Here is a 24,024-nt window from a genome sequence, read left to right on the forward strand (position 1 = left end):
GGCGAAATTCCGAAGTTCCAAAAGCCACTCTTCGGAACGACGCCACCTTCCGCCCTGTCAGGTCTCGTTGTTCAGACCTTCCTTAGTCAACTCCGCAACTTGAAAATCGGCCGTCTTGCTTCCCCCGCCATTGCAGGGAGCGCCGTGGTCATATTGCCTGCTGGTCGCCGCGTCTACACAGGTTATTGATGCGCACGCAACATTCGCCCGCCTAGGCTGGCATCCAAGCCCACAGCGGAGAGACGCGATGCGAGCCTTGTTCGTAGGAGGAGTTGTCGACAACAGCGAGATGGATCTGGACGACACCCCGCCACCGATGCACTACCCCGAAAACACTGGCGCCGGCAGACCCCGCTACCGCCTGCACCAGATTGGCGAACGTGGCGATGGCACGGTGGCCTACGCGGTGTATGGCGCCCCGGAAATGGCCGACGAGGACATCACTCGCATTACCGAAGAGCGTGGCTACGCGCGGCGCTTCAGTGCCTCGCCGGAGGCACCCCGTTAAGGGCGAGGTACTCGATGCGGGCGCCTGGAACCTGCTCTGCCGCACGCGATGGAGCATGCGTCAGGCGCCCTCGATCAAAGCGCGCATAGGTCACTGCCGACAGGCTGCACGTGAATTGACCAGACGCTTGCTCGGTTTTGCGTCTATCGGATGGGGTCAGCCCGACCACTGATATGGGTTCGCTTGCGGGCAACCGTACTTTCCGGCAATACCCCGGTGCTGCGCTTCCGACGCTGCGTGTTTCGAGTTGCAGCCTGCAGCGCAGGGCAGCGGCGCGGTTGAGTGGTTTTCAGCACGGTGAACGCAGGCTGCGCACGGCACCCTCAGCTACTTTCGGGGTCCCCTCTACAAGACACCCAGGATAATTCGTGGGAGAGGTGTGTCTCCCATCGCAGCTGGGATTGCCTGCTCTCCTGCGCAAGCGGTCGCATGCGGGCTCAGCGCGCCTTCGGCGTCACCCGCCAGATCACATTGCCTACATCGTCGGCCACCAACAATGCGCCGCGACTGTCCGGCGCCACGCCCACCGGGCGGCCCTGTGCATTGCCTTCGGCATCCAGGAATCCGTCCAGCACCGTGATCGGCGGGCCGTTGGGCTTGCCGTCGGCGAACGGGACAAACAGCACCTTGTAGCCGCTGGGCGGGTCGCGATTCCACGAGCCGTGCTGGCCGATGAAGGCGCCCTGGCGGAAACGCTCGGGCAGCAGGCTGCCGCTGGCGAAGCTCAGGCCAAGTGATGCTGTGTGCGGGCCGAGCGCGTAATCGGGCTTGATCGCCTTGGCCACCAGTTCGGCATTCTGCGGTTTGACCCGCTCGTCCACGTGCTGGCCGTAGTAGCTGTATGGCCAGCCGTAAAAACCGCCGTCGCGCACCGAGGTCAGGTAGTCCGGCACCAGGTCGCTGCCGATTTCGTCGCGCTCGTTAACCACCCCCCACAGCGATTTGCTCTGCGGCTCCCACGCGGTGCCCACCGGGTTACGCAAGCCGCCAGCGAAGACGCGGCTGGTGCCGGTGGCCGGGTCGATCTCCAGGATCGCCGCACGATTGAGCTCGGCTTCCATGCCATTTTCGGCTACGTTGCTGTTTGAGCCGACGCCGACATAGAGCTTGCTACCGTCCGGGCTGGCCAGCAGCGACTTGGTCCAATGGTGGTTGATTCCGCCGGGCAGATTGGCAACGAAGGTCGGCTTGGCGGTGAGATGCGTGTCGCCGGCCTTGTACGGAAAACTCACCAGCGCATCGGCATTGGCGACATAAAAGCGGTCGCCGATCAGCGCCATGCCGAACGGCGAAAACAGGCCGCTGACGAACTGCGTACGCACCTCTGCCACGCCGTCGCCATCGGCATCGCGCAGCAACGTAATGCGATTGGCGCTCGCCACCGCCGCGCCGGCCTTTTTCATCATCGCGCCCTGCACTTTCTTGCGCAGCCCGCCGCCGGCTTCGGCATCTTCGGGCTTGGGCGGCTCGGCCGTTTCGGCCACCAACACATCGCCGTTGGGCAGCACGTAGATCCAGCGCGGGTGATCCAGATCGCGCGCAAACGCTGCAACCTGCAGATCGTCGGCCGCCATGGGCCTGGCATTGGCTGCCCAGCGTTTGACCGGCGCCACTTTGACGGTGGGAATCAGACGCTTCACCGGCTCGGGCAATTGCGGGTCCGGCCCGGTCCCCTGTTCGATCGCCAACGTTGCCGTATCGCCGCACGCGGCGAGCACGGCAAGCGCCATCAACGACAGCGGCCAGCGAGCGAACTTCAATCGGGATGCATTCATTGCGGGCAAATCCTGGACGGTTGCGTCAGCCAGTGATCATGCCGCCAATGCGACGGTGAGAAGTAAACACACCGTCAACACACCGCCGTCACGGCATGACTTGCGGATCGGCGCCCAGCAACAACGGATGCACCGCCACGATCCGGTCCATCCAGATCCATTGCGGCTCCTGCGATGCATCCAGCTGGTCAAGTCGCAGCTGACCGTTCACTCCTTCGTTGTCGTGGTCGTCCAGATAGGTCTGCAGGCTGGGGCGCACGGCGACCGTGCCGCTGATCATGCTGCCGTCGTCGAGCTCGATCCGTACACGCTCCTGACCATCGAGCAGGGACACCCAATGTTCGAGCGTGGCGATCTGGACCTGTTCGGAATACACGTGCGGGGCGTACTTGGGCATTGCGCGATCTCCATGGGCTGAGCGCGTCAAGCTAGGCCAGCATGCGTGAAAGAGGCAGAAAACGTACTGGGCGCCCTTGGTCGGCATTGGCGCGGCGTTGTCGCCACGCATGCGCACGCATCCGTCTTCTAGCGCGGCCATGCTGCAACGGTGGTGAAAGGCTCATCCATGAAACGACCTGTGCGTCGCATGACGATCGGTTGTTCGGGGTAGATCGGCGCCTCATGGAAAGACGCCGGGTACGCAAGCAACACGCACGCTACTGCGCATCCAACGCGTCGCCTCACCACCTTGCGGTGACCCGCTGCGCGGCTGTGCGCTACGCGCCGTCACTCCACCGCCTGGCGCGCGGCACGCACGGCCGTGACCAGTTGCGCCACGCTGTAGGGTTTGGCCAGATGTTCCTGAAACCCGGACTCCAGCGCGCGCTTGCGGTCGTCTTCGCGGGCCAGGGCGGTGACTGCCACGGCCGGCAACGCGGTGGCATCCAGCCCGAGGTTTTCGCGCACCGTGCGGATCAAGCCGTAACCGTCCATGCCCGGCATGCCGATATCGGTCAGCATCAGATCGAAGCGCGCGTGGCCACGGTGATCGATCAATGCCAGCGCATCGGTGGCGCTGCCGGCGGTGACCACTTCGGCGCCCTGCTCTTCGAGCAGACGCCGCAGATAATCGAGCATGTCCGGTTGGTCTTCGACCGCCAGCAGGCGCAGACCGTTGAGCGCGCGCGCTTCGACGATCTGTTCGGACATCAGACGCCGCCGCAATTCGCGGCGTGGGCGCTTGGCCTGATCGGGAATATGTTCCGGCAGCCGCACGGTGAAGGTCGCGCCCTTGCCACGCCCACCACTGGTGGCACCGACCTGGCCGCCGTGCATTTCCACCAGCTGCTGCACGATGGCCAGGCCCAGACCAAGGCCGCCATGCTGGCGCGTGGTGGTGCCGTCGGCCTGGCGGAAACGGCCGAACAGATGCGGCAGAAATTCCGCTGCAATGCCATCGCCGGAGTCGCAGACCGACACCCCCAGATGCCCGTCGTCGCGCTCGATTTTGACGTCGATACGGCCATGTGCCGGGGTGAACTTGATGGCGTTGGACAGCAGATTCCACAACACCTGCTGCAGGCGCGTGGCATCGCCAAGCACCAGGCATGGCGTGGGCGGCACGTGCAGCTCCAGCACCTGGTCCTTGCCTTCGGCAGCCAGCTCCTGGGTATTCAAGGCTTCGCGCACCTGCTCGACCAGATCCAGCGATTCGACTTCCAGCTGCACCTTGCCCAGCAACATGCTGCTGAGATCGAGCATGTCGGAAATCAGCCGCTTCTGCGCACGTGCGCTGCTGGCGATCACCGACAGCCCCTTGTAATACGGCTGGCCTTCTTCCACCCGCTGCAGCAGCAACTCGCTCCAGCCCAGGATGGTGGTCAGCGGGGTGCGCAGTTCGTGCGACAGCGTGGCCAGGAACTCGTCCTTCAGCCGCGCCATGCTTTCGGCCTCGTTGCGCGCGCTGCGCTCGGATTCCAGCAATTGCTCGCGCGCCAGTTCGATCTCGCGCTGCTCGGTCACGTCCGGGCTGCTGCCGGCCAGGCCGATGAAACGGCCGTCGGCCGAATAGCGCGGCGTGGCGGTCATTTCGATCCAGCGCCACTGCCCATCATGGCGGCGCGCGCGCACCAGCGCGCGCAGGCCGCGCTGTTCCTGCAGCGATGCCGCCAGCTCGAACTGGAAGGTCGGCAAGTCGTCCGGATGCAGCAGTTCGCTCCACGCCGACACCGTACCGCTGGAAATATCCAGGCCGAAAAATTCGCCATACGCGCTGTTGACGAAGCGCGCCACGCCCTGCGCGTCCAGTACCCACACCGGCATCGGCAAGCCGTCGGCCAGCGCACTGAAACGCGCCTCGCTTTCGGCCAGCTCGCGCTCGACGCGTTTGCGCTCGGTGATGTCCATGAACAGGATCGCCACCCGCGCCTGCTCCGGCTGCCCGACCCGGAACGCATCCACCGAATACCAGCGCTTGAGCGCCTTGGCCTGCATTTCGAAGTGGATGCGGTTGCCGGTGCGCGCAACGTGACCATAGCGGTCGAACCATTCCTGCTCGTGCTCGGGGAGCAGGTTGCGGATGGAGACGTTCAGTGCGTGGGGCGACAGACCTGTATAGCGCTCGAAGGCGCCATTGGTGGTGCGGATCACATAGTCCACCGCCTGCTCGCCGTCGAACACCATGTCGATGACGCAGAATCCGGCGTCGATGTTGTGGAAAATCTCGTGATACATCGCCGGGTCCAGAAACGGCTCGGCGATGGCGGCCGGCAGTGCGGCAGCCAGCGTAGGGCTGGAAGAAGGAGTGCTCAAATCGGAAACCACGGATGCTGCCGGAGCGGATGACGGGCAGATGAAACCATGCCCGATGTCGTCAGCGGGTGCACGCCAGGCTGGCAAAGTTCACGTTTTCGTTGCCAAGTCCCGGGTTTACCACAAGGTGGTGGCAGCGAAGCCGATGCAGGTTGCCAGCACCACGATGCCGGCGATCACGCCGCGAAAGACCCATTCCCCCTCGCGGCGCAGCTGTTCGTCCATCCAGCGCTGCGCTTCCTCGCGCCAGGCGGTGGACCGCGTGTAATCGGAGTCCAGCAGCAACAGGCGCACCCGCGCCACCCCCATCTGTGCGCATTCGACGCGGCAGCGCTGGCTGAAGCCGTCTTCCCCACTGGCAATCTCCGCGCCCACCGGCAGTTGCAGTTCGAGTTCATGCCTGGACATAACGGGGACGCTCCTGATCAAGCTCGTGTTCCAGCGCCATGCGCGCCAGCTGGGTGTAGTTAGCACGCGGACCCTGTCCACGGCCGGTGAGCATCCCCTGGTAGTCCAGGTGGTGCCAGACCCGGCCGGTCCACTCCACGCAATCTTCGGCAATGACCAGCATCAGCGAGTAGCGATAGTCCAGGCCATCGGCCGCGGTGTAGGTGTAGACCGGCGGGAACTGCACGGCCACATCCACCTGGCGCGCCAACGCTGCCAGATGCTCGCGGAGCGCATCACGCGGATCGGCACCCGGCTCCAACTGCAATGCGCGCGTTGCCAGGTCCAGGTCGACCTCGCTCTGCAGTGCCACGAAGGCGGCCGCACCGGAAGCGGGGTTGTGACCGTGCTGCTTGGCCCAGTCGATGAACTGCAGACGCACGTCCGACGGCATGTGTGCCGGCGCCGAAGACGCTGATTTTGTGCGGAAAGAGTGGGTGTCCATGCTGGCGATCTTCCGGGCTGTGCCGTGAAGCGCGGGCGCAGGCGCAGTGAACCCGCCGTCATGGCTTTACAGTGCAGATTAACCGCGCGGCAACGTGGTCGCGGACCCAGGTGTGCTGCGCGTTGCGGGCCCTCGGAGCCACCCCCACACTGCGGGAACAGCCGGTACACACCGTACCTTCCGCTTGGAGGCTTTCGATGAAACGTTCCACTCTTTCCGGCGCCAGCCTGCTGCTGGCTGGCTTGCTTGCGGCGACCGGCGTGCAGGCCGGGGTGCGCAACGTCACCGACCCCGATGCGCCGCGCGCGCTCAGCAGCGATGGCAAGGTGGATGTGCGCTGGACCGACCCTGCGCAGTTCTCCGAGGTGCGCTTCAGCGGCAACCGTTGGGAGGCGCAACGCGGCGATTGGGTGACCCAGCTGGCCACCCACTTCCAGCAGAGCGCAGCGCGCCAGTTGCCCGACGGCCAGCACCTGAGCGTGACCATCACCGACATCCGCCGCGCCGGCCAGTACGAGCCCTGGCACGGGCCGCGCATGCAGGACGTGCGCGTGGTCAAGGACATCTACCCGCCGCGCCTGAGCTTCACCTACACGCTCACCGGCGCCGATGGCCGCGTGATCGACCAGGGCGAACGCAAGCTGGTGGATTCGGCCTTCCTGATGAGCGGACCGCGCCTGACCGACAGCGACCCGCTGCGCTTTGAGAAGGCGATGATCGACGACTGGGTGCGCAAGCAGTTCCGCACTGATCGCAGTACGGCTGGGTTGTGATTGGTCGGTGCCGACGGCGCCGGGAAAGCAACTCGGCCTTGAAAGACAACGGCGCGTGGCAACGCGCCGTTTTTGTCTGTGGGCGCGCTAGAGCCCCCTCCCGTCGGGCGGAAAGGCACTGCTTGCGCGCCACTGGCGCGCGTGCCTTGGAGCGCCCGCGCTGCTAGCGCGGGCCGGGGCGCGGAGCGGGGGTTGGGCTGAAGGTACGAGCGAAGCCCACTTGTTGTTCGAAGTGCATGTGGCTTCGCACGTCCCCCTCATGCGCCTCTTCGGGGCACCTTCTCCCCACGAAGGAGGACAATGCCCCGGTGGGAGAAGGGACACCTCACCGCGTGACTCCCTCGCTCGCTGCAGCCTCGCCCATATACACCCGCGGCACCCGCTTGAGCCCGCACAGCAGCTGGTACGCGCTGACGTTGCATTGGGCGGCCAGCGCGCCGACCTGCGGCGCATCACCCCACAGCTGCACCGGCGTGCCGATGTCGGCCTGCGGGTGGTCGGTGAGGTCCACGGTGAGCATGTCCATCGAGACGCGACCGATCAACGGGCAGACCTGGCCGTCCACCAGCACCGGGGTGCCGTTGGGTGCGAACTGCGGGTAGCCGTCGGCATAGCCCATCGCCACCACGCCGACGCGCGTGGGTCGTTCGGCAACGAAGCGGGCGCCATAGCCCACCGGCTCGCCGGCCGGCAGATCGCGGACCGAAATGATGCGCGAGCGCAGCGTCATCACCGGACGCAGTTGCGCGGTGTGCGCGGTGTGCTCCGGGAACGGGTTGGCGCCGTACAACATCAGCCCAGGGCGCGACCAGTCGTTGCGCAGTGCCGGCCAGCCAAGCAGGCCGGGCGAATTGCGCAGGCTGGTTTCCGCGCGCATGCCGCCGGCGGTCAGCGCAAAGGCCACCGCCTGTTCGTCGGTGCGGCTGCAGTCCAGTTCGTCGGCGCGCGCCAGATGGGTCATCAGCACCAGCGAGGCGATCTGCGGCAGCCCGCGCAGGCGCAGCCAGGCGGCGCGGAAGTCTTCCGGCGACAGGCCCAGCCGATGCATGCCGCTGTCCATCTTCAACCACACCCGCAACGGCCGCGGGCTCTGGAACTCGGCCAGCGCGCGCACCTGCTGCGGCGTGGCCGCCACCGTCCACAGATCGTGCTCGGCGATCAGGCGCAGCTCGTCGTGTTCGAAGAATCCTTCCAGCAACAGGATCGGCGCACCGATACCGGCCTGGCGCAGTTCCAGCGCCTCTTCGATGCAGGCCACTGCGAAGCCATCGGCTTCCGGCTCCAGCGCCTGCGCGCAGCGCACTGCGCCATGCCCGTACGCGTCGGCCTTGACCACCGCCAGCGCCTTGCTGCCGCCCAGGCGCTTGGCCAGGCGGTAGTTGTGCCGCAACGCCTCCAGATCGATCGACGCTTGCGCAGGACGCACTACGCAGCCTCCCGCTGCGGACGCGCGCTGCGTGGCGACAGGTAGCGGAACACATCCAGGCCTTCGGTATCGATGTCGGGCGTGCGGCCCTGCATGAGGTCGGCCAGGTAGCGCCCGGAGCCGCAGGCCATGGTCCAGCCCAGCGTGCCGTGCCCGGTGTTGAGGAACAGGTTGGCATACGGGGTAGCGCCGACCACCGGGGTGCCATCCGGGGTGGCCGGGCGCAGGCCGGTCCAGAACTCGGCCTGGGCCAGATCGCCGCCACCGGGGAACAGGTCGTTGACCACCATTTCCAGGGTGGCGCGACGACGCGGATTCAAGGACATGTCGAAGCCGGCCACCTCGGCCATGCCGCCGACGCGGATACGGTCGTCGAAACGGGTGAGCGCGATCTTGTAGCTCTCGTCCAGCACCGTAGAGGTCGGCGCGCGCTGCGCATCGACGATCGGGATGGTCAACGAATAGCCCTTGAGCGGGTACACCGGCAGATGCAGGCCGAGCGAGAGCAGCAAATCGGCCGAATAGCTGCCCAGCGCCAGCACGTAGCGGTCGGCGGTCTCGATGCGGCCATCGATCTGCACGCCAGTGATTTGGCCGCCGGCATGCTCCAGCCGCTCGATCTGCTGCCCGTAGCGGAACGTGACACCTGCCTGCGCGGCCAGTTCGGCCAGGCGTTGGGTAAACAGGCGGCAGTCGCCGGTCTGGTCTTCGGGCAGGCGCAACGCGCCAGCCATCTGCGCGCCGCCGCCGGCCAGTCCAGGTTCGAACTGCGCAATCTGCTCAGGGCCCAGCAGCTCGTACGGCACGCCGTACTGGGCCAGTACTTCGATGTCCTGCGCGGCCGCATCCAGCTGCTGCTGGGTGCGGAACAACTGCGTGGTGCCCAGCTGGCGGCCTTCGAATTCGATGCCGGTCTCGGCGCGCAAGGCGTTGAGGCAATCACGGCTGTAGTCGGACATGCGCACCATGCGCGCCTTGTTCACCGCATAGCGCTCGGCGGTGCAGTTGCGCAGCATCTGGCTCAGCCAGGCCAGCTGGCGCAGGTCGCGGGTGGGGCGGATCGACAGCGGCGCGTGCTGCTCGAACAGCCACTTCACCGCCTTGCCAGGCACGCCGGGTGCGGCCCAGGGGGAGGTGTAGCCAAACGACAGCTGGCCGGCGTTGGCGTAGCTGGTCTCCAGCGCCGCCGCCGGCTGGCGGTCGACCACGGTCACTTCGCAACCGGCCTGTGCCAGGTACCACGCACTGGTCACGCCGATGACGCCGCTACCGAGAATGAGCACACGCATGTCGTTCTCCTGGAAAGGGCATTCCCCCACAACTACGCACAGAGGGGGACAGTTAGACGCAGTATATTGCGAGCCAGGCAGTGCCATTTCTGGAATCGGCACGGCTTTGCAGTGAAACTTCCTGCCAAACCTTGCCGAGACAAACCCCATGAGCACCCGCGCCCGCGAGCTGGACAAGATCGACCGCAAGATCCTGCGCATCCTGCAGCAGGAGGGGCGGATTTCGTTTACCGAACTGGGCGAGCGGGTCGGCCTGTCGACCACGCCATGCACCGAGCGCGTGCGACGGCTGGAGCGCGACGGCGCAATCACCGGCTATTACGCGCGGCTGGACCCGCACTACCTCAAGGCCAGCCTGCTGGTGTTCGTGGAGATCAGCCTGGCCTACAAATCCGGCGACATCTTCGAAGAATTCCGCCGCGCCGCGCTAAAGCTGCCCAACGTGCTGGAATGCCATCTGGTCTCCGGCGACTTCGACTACCTGCTCAAGGCGCGCATCAGCGAGATGGCGTCCTATCGCAAGTTGCTCGGCAGCACCTTGCTGACCATGCCGCATGTGCGTGAATCCAAGAGCTATATTGTGATGGAAGAGGTCAAGGAGACGCTGGCGTTGCCGATCGCCGATTGAGCCGGGATTCGGGATTGGCGGTTGGCGGTTCGCGGTTGACGGTTGGCATCGGCAGATCGCGCCGCTGCTGTCAGCGCACCACGCGCATGCCATCGCCCGCCGGTACCGCGTCATAGTAGCGGCCGGTCTTGGTATCCAGCACCCGGTTGGCGCCGGCCGGCTGCATGCCCTGCAGCAAGCGGCCATTGCGGTCGTAGACCATCGGCTTGGTCGGCGCCACCTGGCTGCCCGCAGGCGCGATCGGCGTTTGTGCCGGCCCGTGCGTGGGGATGCTCGGCGCGACCGGGCGTTGCCCCAGCTGCGAGGGCACCGGTGCGGCGGAAGGCGCCGGCTGCAGCGTGCGCGGCGGCGTCACCGTGGGCTGGACGGGCGTCGGCGTGGTAATGGGCTGCAAGGTCGTGGACGAGCGCGTGGTGGTGGCCGACTGCGCCGCCACCGCGCTGGTCATCGTCAGTAGAACGCACAGCAGAACGCGGCGGCTTGATGAGTGGATCGCCATGACAGGCACCTTGCGTGTTTGAGGGTAATGCAGTGATTGGGGCGCAAGGACGCTGCGGCAATGCATGCGACCGGCCGGGGGATGAACGCTTTCGCAAGGTGGTTGCGGTGCGAAGACTTCCACCGTAGTGGCCGGCCGTTGGCTGCGTCTCAACGGTTGAACCACCCCGACAATGCCCACATCACGGAAGCAGGCGCCGGCACCCCGCTGGCGAGCGCATGCGAGAGCCTCATGAGCCAGTTCGATCTGACCCCTCCCTCCCCCGCCCAACGCGATGCCCTGATCGCCGGGCTCAGCGACGAGGAACAGCGCGTGCTGCTGCACCATGGCACCGAGGCGCCATTCTGCGGGGTGTTCCTGGACAACAAGCTGGACGGTGTCTATACCTGCCGGCTGTGCGGCCTGCCGTTGTTCCGTTCCAGCGCCAAATTCGACTCCGGCACCGGCTGGCCGAGCTTCTTTGCGCCCTACGACCCTGCCCATGTGCGCGAGATCCGCGACACCAGCTACGGCATGATCCGCACAGAAATCGTGTGCGCGCGCTGCGACAGCCACCTGGGACATGTGTTCCCGGACGGCCCGCCCCCCACGGGCGAGCGCCACTGCCTGAACTCGGTCTCGCTGGGCTTCACCGAAAACGGCCAGGCCCTGCCGAACCCCCTGGATCGCCAAGGCGCCGAAGCGCAGACGGACTGACGGCCCGCCTACCTGCGAGGCCACGGCCATTGCAGTGTCTGGAGGCGCTCGACAAGGCCTCCCTGCGCTTTTGTGCGCCGAGGCCAGCACCGCTCGCGGGTGATTCGAGCCGGCACTAGCGCTGTGAAAATCGGTTGCGGCGCGAGAACTCCAGACACGGCTTGATTTCCGTCCGGGCGGCCACACGCAGGCTACGTCCCAGCCGTGAAGCGGCCGCGTGTTCAGTCGTGGGCAGGCCTTCCCGGCTCCGGCGCGCAAGATGCACCCGCTTGGGCGGCGCCGGAACCCAGCACTCCACGTCCAGCCGCCGCAACCCGGCGGCGATCCCAACCAGGCAGGAGTCCGCAGATGCATATGTCCTCATCCCTGCTGCTTACCGGCCTGCTGGCCGCCGCCCTCGCCGGCTGCAACGCAGGTCGCCCGCCCTCTGCAGCGCAGGACGCCAAGCCTGCACAAGCGCAGCCAGCCGGCATCCAGGCCGATGCCCGCCCGCTTGCCACAGGCACCGACGCCAGCGTGACCGGCCCGCTGCCGCGTCCGGCCAAGACGCCCGCCCCGGCCGCGGCGGCTGCCGACCCCGCGCGTCCCGCGCAGACGGTGGCCTGGCGCTGTGGCCCACGCACGATCGCGACACGCTTCGACGCGGCCACCGATACCCTGCGGCTGACCCTCGAAGGCCGCACGCTGATCCTGCTCAGTGCCCAGGCGGCATCCGGGGCGCGCTTTGCCGATGCGCAGGGCAACCAATGGTGGGAACACGCCGGCGAAGCGACGCTGTCGCTGGCAGGCGGCGAGGCGCTCAAATGCGTGCATGAGACCGCCACCACAATCGGCTAGACATTCAGCTACAGCGCACGTCTTCACGCGGTGCGCTTCAAGAATCGGCCGCGCAAGCCGAAACCACTAGCAACCCCAGTTTGCTTCCGGCTGCGCCATGCTCATCATCGTTGGCTTCATCGTCGTCATCGTCAGCGTCCTCGGCGGCTACGTGCTGTCGCACGGAAAGCTGGGCGCGCTGTGGCAGCCGTACGAGTTGATGATCATCGGTGGCGCGGCATTGGGCGCCTTCCTGGTCAGCACGCCGGGCAAGATCGTCAAGGAAACCCTCAGCGGCATCATGGGCGTGTTCAAGGGCCCGCAGTACAAGTCCGACGACTACAAGGACACCCTGAGCCTGATCTACGAGCTGTTGAACAAGGCGCGCCGCGACGGCTTCATGGCGCTGGAAGACCATGTCGAAAAGCCGCAGGACAGCACCATCTTCGGTAACTACCCCAAGGTAGTGGCCGACCATCACCTGCTGGATTTCATCACCGACTGCCTGCGCCTGATGATCGGCAGCAACATCGAGCCGCACGAGCTGGAACCGCTGCTCGAACTGGAACTGGAAAAACACCATCACGAAGCCCTGGCGCCGTCGCATGCGCTGAGCAAGGTGTCCGACGGCCTGCCCGGCTTCGGCATCGTGGCGGCGGTGCTCGGCATCGTGATCACCATGGGCTCGATCGGCGGGCCGATCGAAGAGATCGGCCACCATGTCGGCGCCGCGCTGGTGGGCACCTTCCTCGGCATCCTGCTGGCCTATGGCTTCGTCTCGCCGTTGTCGGCGGCGATGGAAGCGCGTGCCGAGCAGGACGGGCGCATCTACGAAGCGGTCAAGACCGCGCTGCTGGCCTGCCTGCGTGGCTACAACCCGAAGATTGCGCTGGAATTCGCGCGCAAGACCCTGCCCTCCAATGTGCGTCCGAGCTTCGGCGATTTCGAAACGCACCTGAAGACGATCAAGTAGGGCCACGGTCATGGCCGAGGCCAAATCCACCGTCATCATCCGACGGGTCAAGAAGGTACAGGGCGGCGGCCATCATGGCGGCGCCTGGAAGGTGGCGTTTGCCGACTTCGTGACCGCGATGATGGCCTTCTTCCTGGTGCTGTGGCTGATGGCGGCCACCACCAAGGAACAGCGCGCGGCGATCTCCGAATACTTCCGCAACCCCAGCCCGCTGTCCGGCAAATCGCCGGCGCCTTCGCCCGGCATGAACGGACCCGGCGGCGCCAGCACCTCGATGATCAAGCTCGGCGGTACCGCCGACATGGCCAAGGGGCAGAAAGACGAAATGGGCCGCAAGCGCGACAACGCGGCCGATACCGACGTGGACAGCCGCGCCAAGGACAAGAAGCGCCTGGAAGCGCTGATGCAGGATCTGAAGGAGGCCATCGACAAGAGCCAGGCGCTGGAGCCGTTCAAGGACCAGTTGCTGCTGGACCTCACGCCCGATGGCCTGCGCATCCAGATCGTGGACAAGCAGAACCGCCCCATGTTCGACATCGGCCGCGACCAACTCAAGCCGTATACGATGGCGATCCTGCGCGAGCTGTCCAGCTTCATCAATCAGGTACCCAACCACATCAGCATCACCGGTCATACCGACACCACCGCCTACAGCAGCGATGCCGGCTACACCAATTGGGAACTCAGCGCCGACCGCGCCAATGCCGCGCGCCGCGCCCTGGTGGCCGGGGGCATGTCCGATGCCAAGGTGACGCGCGTGGTGGGGCTGTCCTCGTCGGTGCTGTTCGACAAGACCGATCCGCAGAACCCGATCAACCGCCGCATCAGTATCGTGGTGATGACCCAGGACGCCGAAAACGCGGCCCTGGCCGGCGCCGGACAAGGCGTGGCCCTGGGCAAATCGCTGCACGATGCCGACACCCAGGTGCCGGATCTGAGCGGCGCCGCGGCCACCGGCACCGCCACCGTGGGGACGCCTGCCGAAGGCGCAAAACCAGCCACGGCCCCGCCCGTTGCCGCTGCCGCAGCTGCGACCCCGGCTCCGGCCCTGGCATCGGCAGGAACTGCTGCTGCGCGTCCGGCAGGACCACGCATGTCTTCCAGCGCGCAGGTGGCCTCTGCCACGGCGCTCGCCAAAGCGGCAGAAGCGGCGGTGGAGAAGCAGTAACGCGGGGCGGGGGGCCTGGAGGCGCAGGCGGCGATTGGGATTCGCCAGGAAATCGCCCCCGGGAACATGGCCTGCGGTTGTTCGGGCTTGGCGTACTGGTGGTGGCTCCTCGGTCGGTGCCTGCGAAGACGGTGCGTCCCGGCCGCCCGGCCGCATCCACGGGCCAACTCCGCTACGCATCGCATCGTGCGGCGCACGCTCTAGAATGGCCGGCCATTCCCAGCGTCGAGAACACCGTGTCCCGCAATTCCAAAGCCAAGCGCGACAAGCGTAAGAAGCAGCAGCCCAAGCGCCCTTTCGTCCGTCTGGGCCAGGCGCCCCAGGTCACCAACCATGCCGTGCTGCAGGACGCCGATGGCCGCGTGGTCGCCGCGATCGGCCTGCAGGGTGGCAGCGAGTGGATGTTGTCGATCGGCGGCCAGACCATGGGCAGCGCCGACAACCCGGTCCCGATGCTGGCCATGCTCAAGCACCTGGCCAACCTGCAGGAAGCCGAAGGCAAGACCATTTCGCTGGAATATTCGACCCAGCTGCAGCAGATGATCGACGACCTGGCCGCCGACGAAGGCCAGACCGCCGAGGAATACCTGACCAAGCTGGTGTCCGAGTTCCAGAACGCCGATGCGGATGAAGACGGCGACGCGGAAGACGCAGCAGAGGACGCCGGCACCGAGGCCGGTGCTGACGACGTGGCTGAAGACGACACTGCCAGCGCCACCGACACTGCGGCAGACGCCAGCGACGAGGCTTCCGACACTGCGGCGGACGAGCCCGACGGCGCCAGCGACGGCAAGAAGCCGAAGAAGTCCAAGAAGGCCTGACCCGGCCGGTGGCCGTCTATGTCGACGATGCGGTGCACCTGTGGCGCGATCAGCGCTGGGCGCACCTGCTCGGCGATACGCTGGACGAGCTGCATACGATGGCGGCGCGGCTGGGCATTCCCCGCCGCGCCTTCCAGAACAAACTCAGCGGTGCGCACTACGACGTGCCCGCACCGCTCCGCCTTGAGGCCATTGCCCACGGCGCCATTCCCATCTCCCGCCACACCGACCGCGCACTGCTCAAGGCCTTGATCGCCAATGCGCGTGCGCAGGCGCGGGGCGAGATGCCGTGAGGCGGGGATTGGAGAGTGGGGATGAGGGAGTCGCAACGGCGGTGGCCGCAGCCTGATTGGCGGCTCGCCGTTGTAGGAGCGCGCCCGAGCGCGAGCAGCCATCCCGTTAACGCCCGTCGCGCGCAGGCACGCTGCTACGTGGCAATCGCCGGGCCGTGGACCATGCCTGCGCGGCCGATCCTACCGGCAGCACGCGCTGGGCGTGCTGCCGAGGAGCGCGCACCACCACGGCTCGACACGCCCTACACACCCACAGACCGCTCCTGCGAATCCCGAATCCCCAATCCCAGCCTTCAAAACGCCTCATTCCCCAGCCGCACTTCCACCCCCAGCAACGAGGTCAGCGCCAGCATGGCGTCGTCGTCGCGGCTGAGCGCAATCCAGCCGGCGTAGGCATCGCCACCGGTGTTCCAGTTCCACAGCGAGTAGCCGTGCTCGCGCAGGCGATCGAATGCCACCGCCATCAGATCGGGGACCTCCAGGTTGCCAGCGAAATCTTCGTCGTCTAGGTCGCCGCCCCAGTCGATGCGCAGGTTCCAGCGCGCACTGAGCTCGTCGATGGCGGCGATGAACGCATCGGCGTCCTTCCAGTCCACATAAAAGCCAGAGCGCCAGTCGATCGCGTCCTTCAGCGCCCACAACCAGGCGTCGTCGCCTGCGTCGTGATCGGCCTCGGCCTGCGTTTCGCGCCAGGCGTCGAACTGGGCCAACGCGGTGTCCTCGTCGCCGGGGTTGATCAGCATCAGCAGGTTCCACACCCGCGCCGGATGGTCATCCACATCGTCTTCGTCGCCCTCGGGCTGCAGGCCTTCGTCGTCTTCGTAGTCGGCACTGTTGTCAGGCATTGCGGTCTCGTTTGCTGGAGTGCAGGGGCGGAAGTGTGAGGCCTGACGGCGCGCAAGCAAACCGATTGGCGCACGTCACCGCGTCGCCGGGGCTGGTCTTCCCGGCGCAGGCCCGTATCCTGTGCGGCCGAAGACGGCTATCCCGGCCGCCATGACGCCTTTCCCATGAGCGATACCCCTCCCGATCACCTGGCCATCGACGCACGCAGCCCGTTCCATAATGCCGATGCCCTCAACCGCGGCGTCGGCGTGCGCTTCAACGGTGTCGAACGCGACAACGTGGAGGAATACTCGGTCAGCGAAGGCTGGATCAAGGTGCAGGTCGGCAAGGCGCGCGACCGTCGCGGCAACCCGATGACGATGAAGATCAAGGGCGAAGTGGTGGCCTATTACCTGGACACCAAGGACGGCGCCAAGGCTGCCGAGTAAAAACAGCGGACAACACGACTTCGCACAACGCTGCTGCAGGTCGGCTGATCTGTGCCCTGGCCGCAGGGCCCTCGCAGCCCACCGTCGCCGGACACGCTGAAAGTAGGTCCTTGTAAGCTCCGTAGCGGCATCCATGCCGCCAAGTGTCCCGCGACGGTGGGCGGGCAAGGACCAGTCAAGTTGGTCGGTGCGCGATGCTTTCCATAAAGCCGCCAGGAACTGTCTGGTGCGATGTCCTTGCCGATTGCGGGACCGTTGGCGGCATGATGGATACCGCCATCGAGCCCCTACGGAACGGGGTTACGGCGTGTCCCGCGAGCGGTGAGGGCACCGCGCATTCGACCCACTCAGCGCCTTACCTGGACACCTGCCGGCGTCCACCAGGATGCGGCCAACCAAACCATTGCATCCCTCACTCACGCCTTGAGCCGGTAACCGCTGCGGAAGATCGCCGCCACGATGCCCAGGCACACCAGCAGGAACAGGAACGTCATGCCGGTGCTCACTGCGATATGCACATCGGCCTTGCCGTAAAAACTCCAGCGGAAGCCGCTGATCAGATACACCACCGGGTTGAACAGCGTGACCTTCTGCCACAACGGCGGCAGCATGTTGATCGAATAGAAACTGCCGCCCAGGAAGGTCAACGGCGTCACCACCATCAGCGGAATCACCTGCAGTTTTTCGAAACCATCGGCCCAGATGCCGATGATGAAACCGAACAGGCTGAAGGTCAGCGCGGTGAGCACCAGAAAGCCCAGCATCCACACCGGGTGCGCGATCTCATACGGCACGAACAGCCGTGCGGTCAGCAGGATCAACAACCCCAGCATCACCGACTTGGTCGCCGCCGCGCCCACGTAGCCGATCACGATCTCCCACCACGCCACCGGCGCGGACAGTACCTCGTAGATGGTGCCGGCCCAGCGCGGCATGTAGATGCCGAACGAGGCGTTGGAAATGCTCTCGTTGAGCAGCGACAGCATCACCAGGCCGGGAATGATGAAGGCGCCGTAGCTGATGCCGTCGATATCGCCCATGCGCGAACCGATCGCGGCCCCGAACACCACGAAGTACAGCGAGGTCGACAATACCGGCGAGGCGATCGACTGGGTGAGCGTGCGGAAAGCGCGCGCCATTTCGAAGCGGTAGATCGCTGCAATCGCATGCAGGTTCATGCGCGCACCTCCTGCTGACGTGCGCCATGCACCAGGTTGACGAAGATCTCTTCCAACGAACTTTCGCTGGAATGCAGGTCTTTGAAATCGATGCCCTGCTCGTTGAGCCGGCGCAGCAAGGCACCGATGCCGGTCTGCTCGGCCTGGGTGTCGAAGGTGTAGATCAGGTTATTGCCGTCGGCCGACAGCTCCAGCGGCAGATCGGCCAGCGCGGCGGGCAACGCCTGCAACGGCGCCTGCAGGCTCAGCGTGAGCTGCTTCTTGCCCAGCTTGCGCATCAGCGTGTGCTTGTCTTCCACCAGCACCAGCTCGCCGCGATTGATGACACCGACGCGGTCGGCCATGTCTTCGGCCTCTTCGATGTAGTGGGTGGTCAGGATGATGGTGGTGCCCTGCTCGCGCAGCCGCCGCACCATCTGCCACATGTCGTGACGCAGCTCCACGTCCACACCGGCCGTGGGCTCGTCCAGGAACAGAATGCGCGGCTCGTGGGCAAGCGCCTTGGCGATCAGCACACGCCGCTTCATGCCGCCGGAGAGCGTGGAAATCTTGTTGTTGCGTTTCTCCCACAGCGACAGCTCGCGCAGGATGGTTTCCAGATATCGCGGATTGGCCGGCTTGCCGAACAGCCCGCGACTGAAACGTACCGTGGCCCACACCGTCTCGAACGCATCGGTGGCCAGTTCCTGCGGTACCAGGCCGATGCTGGCACGCGCGGCGCGGTAGTCGCGCACGATGTCGTGCCCGTCGGCCAGCACACTGCCGGTGCTGGGGTTGATCAAGCCGCAGATGATGCTGATCAAGGTGGTCTTGCCAGCGCCGTTGGGGCCGAGCAGCGCGAAGATCTCGCCACGCCGGATCTCAAGATCCACCTGTTTGAGCGCCTGGAAACCGCCGGCGTAGGTCTTGCTCAAGCCCTGGATGGAAACGATCGAAGTCATGGGTCCGACGCGAATGACGATAAGCGCCACAGGGTAGGCGGTGCGCCATGAAAATGGCAGCAGTGCGGGTGGGATGGTGTCTCCCGACACGCGCGCAGGAGCGTGAACGAACCGTGCTGCGCACGCACGCTGCATCTCGGTGTTGGCGTATCTCTATGTAGGAGCGCGCCTGAGCGCGATGGGGCTTTCCCACCAACGCCCCATCGCGCCCAGGTGCGCTCCTACCCAAACACGGCAACCGCCGTGGCTCTTGCGATTCCCCAATCCCGACTCCCGATTCACGCGCACATCAGCGCGCTCAAGCGCGCTTGCGCGACTCGATCAGATCCAAGTTGCGCACCAGCCGTCGCGACAGGTCGTCGGAAATCTCGCGTCGTCGCGCAAGCTTGAACAACTCATTGCGCTCGGCCACCAATGCCGCATGGCGAAACTGGCGCAGCGCCTTTTCGTAGGCAACCGCCTCTTCCGGATCGGTCTCGGCCATGTCCACCGCGCCGAGCTTGCGCTGATAGCGCTGGCTCACCTGGTTGGCCGCCGCGTTGTAGCGCTCGGCATGCTTGCTGTCTTCCACCAGCCGCTGGCGCAGCTTTTCCACGGCATCCAGCGCTGCCTGCGAAGCGGCTTTCACGGCCAGATCTTCCTTGAGCTGCTCGTCTTCTTCTTCGGGCAGCTCCAGCCCACGCAACAGCCGCGGCAACGCGACGCTGGCCACCAGCAACGACACCAGAATGACCGCGGCCGCCAGAAAGATCGCCAACTGGCGGGCCGGGAAGGGTGAGCCATCTTCCAGCATCAACGGCAGCGTGAGCACGCCAGCCAGGGTGATCGCACCGCGCACGCCGGCCAGCGACACCGCCACCACGATGCGCCACGGCGGGCTGACATGCGCTTCGCCACGCCGCTGCGCCTTGAAGATGTTCCAGCGCAACGACAGGAACACCCACACAAAACGCAACGCCATCAAGCTGAGACTGATGGTGGCCACGTACACCGCCAGCCACCATGGATTGAGGTGGCCGGCTTCCTGCACGCTGCGCACCGCACCGTCCAGGATGCCCGGCAACTGCTCGCCCAGCAGCACGAAGATGATGCCGTTGAAGGTGAACTGCACCGTGTCCCACACCGCCGAACGCTGCAGGCGCATATTGCCCGGTGCATTGCCGGCCATTTCCACGTAGCTCATGGTGATGCCGGCGGCCACTGCGGCCAGGATGCCGGAGGCGTGGAAGGCTTCGGCCAGCAGATACGCTGCAAATGGGGTGAGCAGGTTGACCAGGATCGCCGAACCGGGCTCCTCGCCGAAATGCCGCCAGATCCAGGCCTGGATGCGGCTCAACCCAAAGGTCGTCGCCACGCCCAGGGCCAGGCCGGCCAGCGCCACCCACAGAAAGGTCAGCGAAGCGGCCGCCACCGAGAAGGTCCCGGTCAGCACCGCCGCCACCGCGAACTGGAAACACACCAGGCCCGAGGCGTCGTTGAGCAGCGACTCGCCTTCCAGGATGTGCATCAGGCGCTTGGGAATCGGCACCTTGGAGGCGATCGAGGACACCGCCACCGGATCGGTCGGCGAAATGATCGCCGCCAGCGCGAATGCCACGGCCAGCGGCATTGCCGGTATCAGCCAATGAATGAAGAAGCCGGCGCCAATCACGGTGAAGATGACCAGCCCCAACGCCAGTTCCAGAATGGCCGCCTTGTCGCGGAACAAGCCTTGCTTGGGAATGCGCCAGCCATCCAGGAACAACAGGGGCGGCAGGAACAACAGGAAGAACAGCTCCGGTTCCAGCTCGTGCCCTGCATCGAAAACGCCGGAGACTACCGCGCCCAGCGCGATCTGGACCAACGGCAACGGCAGCGAAAACGGCAGGATGCGGATGAGGTAACCGCTGGCCGCGACCGCCAGCAACATGGCGAGGACGACATCGATCGAATGCATGAAGAACCCGGAATGAAAAAAAAAGCGGCCGCACATGCGGCATCGCATATTGCGACGCACAACAACGCACCTACCGGACCATACCGTGTTGCACCCGGTGATGAAAACCGCAGCATTGCCCCGCACCTTGGCATGTGGGGCGATGCGGCAGGGTTGTTGCGGTTCGGTTCAATTGGCCGGTGCCCGATACGCTGGCAAATGGAGGCAGGCGCAATGACGATGTCCAAGCGCGTATGCTGCGGCAGACCGGTCGCGCATCGACGCGATGGAGAGCGGCTGCGGCGGAAGCAGGGAAGGACGATGCAACAACGTATGCACGGGTGTTTCGCAATCGCCGCCGACACCCTTGACACAGGTCCGTCTACGCCGGCCGGAGCGTGCGTGAACAGTCGATCCGGTCGACCCGAGAGCATGCATGGGACGTTGCGGTGTGCCGCTGTTTCCTTGGAGCGGTCCTCGCCATCGCGCTATGGCCACAGGTGATGCGCGAGCGGGACGCAGCGATCGGCGTCGTATCGCGCCGGTCCTGGCCTCACTCGTGCACCGGCGCTTGCACTCCCCTGTGACGCCACCGTCACCACGCCGAACGCGGTGATGAATGTCAAAACAGCGTGATGCATCCGGCGGTTTCGCAGGCGCGTATTGACGCTACGGTTGCCATCCAGGCGATCGCCAACCCAAAAGGATCGATGCCTCATGAAGACTTCATTCCAGTCGCTTGCCGTTGCCACCGCCATTGCCCTGACCAGCGCCCTGGCCCCCGCCTATGCTGCGTCCAATCCGACCGTTGGCGGCGCGCCGATGCTGGTGACCAAGGACATCGTCGACAACGCGGTCAACTCTAAGGACCACACGACGTTGGTGGCTGCCGTCAAAGCGGCCGGCCTGGTCGAGACGCTGAAGGGTCCGGGCCCGTTCACCGTATTCGCACCGACCAATGCGGCGTTTTCGGCACTGCCGGCCGGCACCGTCGACACCTTGCTGAAGCCCGAATCCAAGCCGACCCTGACCAAGGTGCTCACCTATCACGTGGTGCCGGGCAAGGTGGATGCGGCCTCGCTGATCGCCAAGATCAAGGCCGGTGGCGGTAGCGCCACGCTGACCACCGTGCAGGGCGAGCCGCTGACCGCCAAGCTCAATGGCAAGAAGGTCACCATCACCGACGTCAAGGGCAACACCGCCAACGTCACCATCGCCGATGTGATCCAGAGCAATGGCGTGATCCACGTGGTGGACAAGGTGCTGATGCCGTAATGGCCTGCAGTCGCACCGCGACGCGTCGTTGCTGACGCACGCACACTGCCATCGGCGGAATGCGATTTTTCCGCCGATGGCGCAGCGCTTTCATGCAGCGCGTCAAGGCATGGGAGGCGCTATTTTTGAAGACATTGGCCGTCGACGCGGCGAGCGCTTGTCAAACGCAGACATTGCTCGGCATCGACACACACGTTGCCTACCAGGAGGCAGCGCCTGACGACTGTCCGGTCGGTTCTGTTTGTCGCTAGTTGATCAGCAATGCCATGTCACGGATCTGCAGTGGATGGCCGTTGATCTGCGAGCGCACCAGCACAGGCAAGGCGTGGTTCGATCATGCTGTACGTCGCGCGAGCCAGCCTCCAGCGGTCGCAATCAAACCGCCAAACGGCGGTGAGGGAGTGACCGGCCTGCCGGTGGCTCCGCTTGGTGTCCCGATTCTCCGACACCGTGCGCGTGCCCTTGCACGCGTATTTTTTTGCCCGTGTGGCGCGCTATTTCCCTATCTCGACTGATCGCTGGACGGCGGCGGTGGATCCAGCAACCGACGGAGATCTTCGACAAATCCACGATACCCTTCTTCGCGCGCATCCGTCGATGGCTGGCGCAATACCCAGGACGGGTGCACCGTGGTCAATACCGGCGTGCCGTCGTCCAGACGCTGCCATTGCCCGCGTTGCTGCATCAATCGGAAGCGGCTTCCCAACACGGCTTGCGCCGCAGTCGCGCCCAGGCAGACGATCTGCGCCGGACGCAATTGCGCCCGCTCGGCCTGCAACCACCCGCTGCAGGCCTGCACATGGGTGCGCTCCGGATTGCGATGCAGCCGCCGTTTGCCGCGCTGCTCGAAACGAAAATGCTTGACCGCATTGGTGACATAGAACTTCTCGCGGTCCACACCCAGCTCGCCCAACGCCATGTTGAACAGGCGCCCGGCGGGTCCGACGAACGGACGACCGCTCAAGTCCTCTTCATCGCCCGGCTGCTCGCCGATCACCATCACCGACGCATCGTCGGGTCCTTCGCCGAACACCGTTTGCGTTGCCGGCTGCCACAGTTCGCAACGCCGGCAATCGCGTGCGGCAGTGCGCAACTGCGCCAGGCTTTGGGTTGCCACTTCAGGCAATGGCGCAGGTGCCGCCGGCACCCGTCGCCGTACCGGCTCGGGCGCGCGTTCGGCCATCTCGCGCACACGCACGCCGGCATCGCGGATCAGCTCCGGCAACAGCGTGGCTTCGGGCAGGTTCTTCCAGTATTTCTGCGGCATTTCCTGCCGCATCATGGTCGGGTTGAGCCGCGCCGGGTTGAAGATATGCACGTAGTACGTGCGCCAGAGCGTCTCCTGCGCATCGTCGGCGGGTACCTGGGTGCGCACCGCGCCTTCGCCGAAGGTCAACGCCTGCCCATCCCATCGCACGCTGCGGTACGGGGTCAGGATCGCCCAGCGCATGCCGGCAAACCGGCGCGCAAAAAACGGCGCCACGCGATCCACGATCCAGTGCTCGGGCTCGAACCAGGACACGAAGTCTTCTTCTTCCCCGGGCAGGCGACGAAAGCGCACGAAGGCCTTCATCTTGTGGGCATCGCGCTGCACCGCTTTTTGCCATTGCCGTAGCCGGTGCACATCCACATCGGTGGCGCGCTCCAGCAAGGCTTTTTCCCCAGAGGCAACGCGCCACAGCAAGCGATACAACACGGCGTGCCGTTGCGGGTCGCGGTGACACAGCACCGAGGCCGCCAACTGCATGAAATCTGCAGAGACCCGCGGTGGTGGCACCACGGCCGGCAATGCCAACAGTCCCTGCCCCATCAACAAGCCGCCCTGCGCCCCGCCATTCCAGGCCACATCGTCCGGCTCCACCTGCGCACACCAGCCTGCCCGCGCCAATGCACGCCATGCTTCAAAACTCCACGCGGGTTCCACCTCGGCGCTGAACATCGTCTGCCTTGCTCCTGTAGGGGTGCCGACATGCGCTTCGGAACCGTATGGCCGCGCAATGCCGTTACCAGCATGCACGGTACCTGCGCTGGCGGGGTCAGATGCGATTGAGCGGAGATTGGGATTGGGATTGGGGATTTGCGAACGCTGGCATTGGCTCGCGTCAACAGCGACGTTTATCGGTACCACCGCGC

Annotated in this window: 25 protein-coding genes; 12 read left to right on the forward strand and 13 right to left on the reverse strand. The window is 65.5% G+C overall.

Annotated elements, in window-relative coordinates; translation table 11 throughout:
• Window positions 1-189 (forward strand): hypothetical protein (locus J7367_RS13115; RefSeq protein ID WP_209028937.1); only part of this gene is annotated, 189 nt, incomplete at its 5' end.
• A gap of 58 nt (window positions 190-247) precedes the next feature.
• Complete coding sequence (locus J7367_RS13120) at window positions 248-508, forward strand: hypothetical protein (RefSeq protein ID WP_074053337.1); 261 nt, start codon at window positions 248-250, stop codon at window positions 506-508.
• Window positions 509-945: 437 nt separating this feature from the next.
• On the opposite strand, the gene J7367_RS13125 is transcribed toward J7367_RS13120, so the two are convergent.
• From J7367_RS13125 to J7367_RS13145, 5 genes are all read right to left on the reverse strand, one after another.
• On the reverse strand, window positions 946-2,283 hold the full coding sequence (locus tag J7367_RS13125; RefSeq protein ID WP_057659184.1) for a sorbosone dehydrogenase family protein: 1,338 nt from the start codon (window positions 2,281-2,283) through the stop codon (window positions 946-948).
• An 88-nt stretch (window positions 2,284-2,371) separates the two neighbouring features.
• Window positions 2,372-2,680 carry a DUF3247 family protein gene (locus tag J7367_RS13130; protein ID WP_022560040.1) on the reverse strand — a complete coding sequence of 103 codons (309 nt, stop codon included), beginning with the start codon at window positions 2,678-2,680 and terminating at the stop codon, window positions 2,372-2,374.
• A gap of 329 nt (window positions 2,681-3,009) precedes the next feature.
• The gene (locus tag J7367_RS13135) at window positions 3,010-5,046 is read right to left on the reverse strand and encodes a PAS domain-containing sensor histidine kinase (protein ID WP_057659182.1); all 2,037 of its coding nucleotides are present in this window, start codon (window positions 5,044-5,046) and stop codon (window positions 3,010-3,012) included.
• Window positions 5,047-5,151: 105 nt separating this feature from the next.
• Entirely contained in the window at window positions 5,152-5,442 is a 291-nt protein-coding gene (locus J7367_RS13140) for a hypothetical protein (protein ID WP_057659180.1), read from the reverse strand.
• Complete coding sequence (locus J7367_RS13145; protein ID WP_057659178.1) at window positions 5,429-5,875, reverse strand: hypothetical protein; 447 nt, start codon at window positions 5,873-5,875, stop codon at window positions 5,429-5,431. The genes J7367_RS13140 and J7367_RS13145 overlap by 14 nt, the downstream gene beginning before the upstream one ends.
• A 248-nt stretch (window positions 5,876-6,123) precedes the next feature.
• On the opposite strand from J7367_RS13145, the gene J7367_RS13150 reads away from it, so the two are divergent.
• Window positions 6,124-6,699, forward strand: a complete 576-nt coding sequence (locus J7367_RS13150) for a DUF3016 domain-containing protein (protein ID WP_057659176.1) — start codon at window positions 6,124-6,126, stop codon at window positions 6,697-6,699.
• 325 nt (window positions 6,700-7,024) lie between these two features.
• On the opposite strand, the gene alr is transcribed toward J7367_RS13150, so the two are convergent.
• Window positions 7,025-8,125, reverse strand: a complete 1,101-nt coding sequence (gene alr, locus J7367_RS13155) for an alanine racemase (protein WP_057659174.1) — start codon at window positions 8,123-8,125, stop codon at window positions 7,025-7,027.
• Window positions 8,125-9,414, reverse strand: coding sequence for a D-amino acid dehydrogenase (locus J7367_RS13160; protein ID WP_057659171.1), 1,290 nt, complete (start codon window positions 9,412-9,414; stop codon window positions 8,125-8,127). The genes alr and J7367_RS13160 overlap by 1 nt, the downstream gene beginning before the upstream one ends.
• 148 nt (window positions 9,415-9,562) lie before the next feature.
• Here J7367_RS13160 and J7367_RS13165 point away from each other — a divergent pair, with 148 nt between their 5' ends.
• Window positions 9,563-10,042, forward strand: coding sequence for an Lrp/AsnC ligand binding domain-containing protein (locus J7367_RS13165; protein ID WP_007963043.1), 480 nt, complete (start codon window positions 9,563-9,565; stop codon window positions 10,040-10,042).
• 70 nt (window positions 10,043-10,112) lie between these two features.
• On the opposite strand, the gene J7367_RS13170 is transcribed toward J7367_RS13165, so the two are convergent.
• A complete protein-coding gene (locus tag J7367_RS13170; protein WP_057659170.1) occupies window positions 10,113-10,541 on the reverse strand; it encodes a hypothetical protein in 429 nt (142 codons plus the stop codon).
• A 231-nt stretch (window positions 10,542-10,772) separates the two neighbouring features.
• On the opposite strand from J7367_RS13170, the gene msrB reads away from it, so the two are divergent.
• The 6 genes from msrB (at window position 10,773) to J7367_RS13200 (ending at window position 15,308) form a co-directional block, all read left to right on the forward strand.
• Complete coding sequence (gene msrB / locus J7367_RS13175) at window positions 10,773-11,237, forward strand: peptide-methionine (R)-S-oxide reductase MsrB (protein ID WP_057659193.1); 465 nt, start codon at window positions 10,773-10,775, stop codon at window positions 11,235-11,237.
• 348 nt (window positions 11,238-11,585) lie between these two features.
• The gene (locus tag J7367_RS13180; RefSeq protein ID WP_022560050.1) at window positions 11,586-12,074 is read left to right on the forward strand and encodes an MliC family protein; all 489 of its coding nucleotides are present in this window, start codon (window positions 11,586-11,588) and stop codon (window positions 12,072-12,074) included.
• A 97-nt stretch (window positions 12,075-12,171) separates the two neighbouring features.
• Window positions 12,172-13,026, forward strand: coding sequence for a flagellar motor stator protein MotA (motA, locus tag J7367_RS13185; protein ID WP_003489127.1), 855 nt, complete (start codon window positions 12,172-12,174; stop codon window positions 13,024-13,026).
• 10 nt (window positions 13,027-13,036) lie between these two features.
• Window positions 13,037-14,194 (forward strand): flagellar motor protein MotB, encoded by a 1,158-nt coding sequence (gene motB, locus J7367_RS13190; protein WP_057659168.1) that lies wholly within the window; start codon window positions 13,037-13,039, stop codon window positions 14,192-14,194.
• 236 nt (window positions 14,195-14,430) lie between these two features.
• Complete coding sequence (locus J7367_RS13195) at window positions 14,431-15,015, forward strand: hypothetical protein (RefSeq protein ID WP_057659191.1); 585 nt, start codon at window positions 14,431-14,433, stop codon at window positions 15,013-15,015.
• Between the two features lie 8 nt (window positions 15,016-15,023).
• The gene (locus J7367_RS13200; protein ID WP_057659166.1) at window positions 15,024-15,308 is read left to right on the forward strand and encodes a DUF4031 domain-containing protein; all 285 of its coding nucleotides are present in this window, start codon (window positions 15,024-15,026) and stop codon (window positions 15,306-15,308) included.
• Window positions 15,309-15,601: 293 nt separating this feature from the next.
• Here J7367_RS13200 and J7367_RS13205 read toward each other — a convergent pair whose 3' ends face one another.
• Window positions 15,602-16,153, reverse strand: coding sequence for a hypothetical protein (locus tag J7367_RS13205; RefSeq protein ID WP_007963056.1), 552 nt, complete (start codon window positions 16,151-16,153; stop codon window positions 15,602-15,604).
• Between the two features lie 165 nt (window positions 16,154-16,318).
• Here J7367_RS13205 and J7367_RS13210 point away from each other — a divergent pair, with 165 nt between their 5' ends.
• Window positions 16,319-16,582, forward strand: a complete 264-nt coding sequence (locus J7367_RS13210) for a DUF3297 family protein (RefSeq protein WP_022560054.1) — start codon at window positions 16,319-16,321, stop codon at window positions 16,580-16,582.
• A 416-nt stretch (window positions 16,583-16,998) separates the two neighbouring features.
• On the opposite strand, the gene J7367_RS13215 is transcribed toward J7367_RS13210, so the two are convergent.
• The 3 genes from J7367_RS13215 to J7367_RS13225 form a co-directional block, all read right to left on the reverse strand.
• Entirely contained in the window at window positions 16,999-17,760 is a 762-nt protein-coding gene (locus tag J7367_RS13215) for an ABC transporter permease (protein WP_007963059.1), read from the reverse strand.
• On the reverse strand, window positions 17,757-18,701 hold the full coding sequence (locus J7367_RS13220; RefSeq protein ID WP_046832524.1) for an ABC transporter ATP-binding protein: 945 nt from the start codon (window positions 18,699-18,701) through the stop codon (window positions 17,757-17,759). The genes J7367_RS13215 and J7367_RS13220 overlap by 4 nt, the downstream gene beginning before the upstream one ends.
• Before the next feature lie 298 nt (window positions 18,702-18,999).
• Window positions 19,000-20,637, reverse strand: coding sequence for a Na+/H+ antiporter (locus J7367_RS13225; protein ID WP_057659189.1), 1,638 nt, complete (start codon window positions 20,635-20,637; stop codon window positions 19,000-19,002).
• 696 nt (window positions 20,638-21,333) lie between these two features.
• Here J7367_RS13225 and J7367_RS13230 point away from each other — a divergent pair.
• Entirely contained in the window at window positions 21,334-21,891 is a 558-nt protein-coding gene (locus J7367_RS13230) for a fasciclin domain-containing protein (protein ID WP_005922001.1), read from the forward strand.
• 502 nt (window positions 21,892-22,393) lie between these two features.
• Here the strand turns inward: J7367_RS13230 and J7367_RS13235 are convergent.
• The gene (locus tag J7367_RS13235) at window positions 22,394-23,830 is read right to left on the reverse strand and encodes a UdgX family uracil-DNA binding protein (RefSeq protein ID WP_057659165.1); all 1,437 of its coding nucleotides are present in this window, start codon (window positions 23,828-23,830) and stop codon (window positions 22,394-22,396) included.
• Between the last annotated feature and the right edge of the window lie 194 nt (window positions 23,831-24,024).

This window comes from Xanthomonas sp. D-36-1, assembly GCF_017746155.1.
In the GTDB taxonomy this organism is placed as follows: domain Bacteria; phylum Pseudomonadota; class Gammaproteobacteria; order Xanthomonadales; family Xanthomonadaceae; genus Xanthomonas; species Xanthomonas cissicola.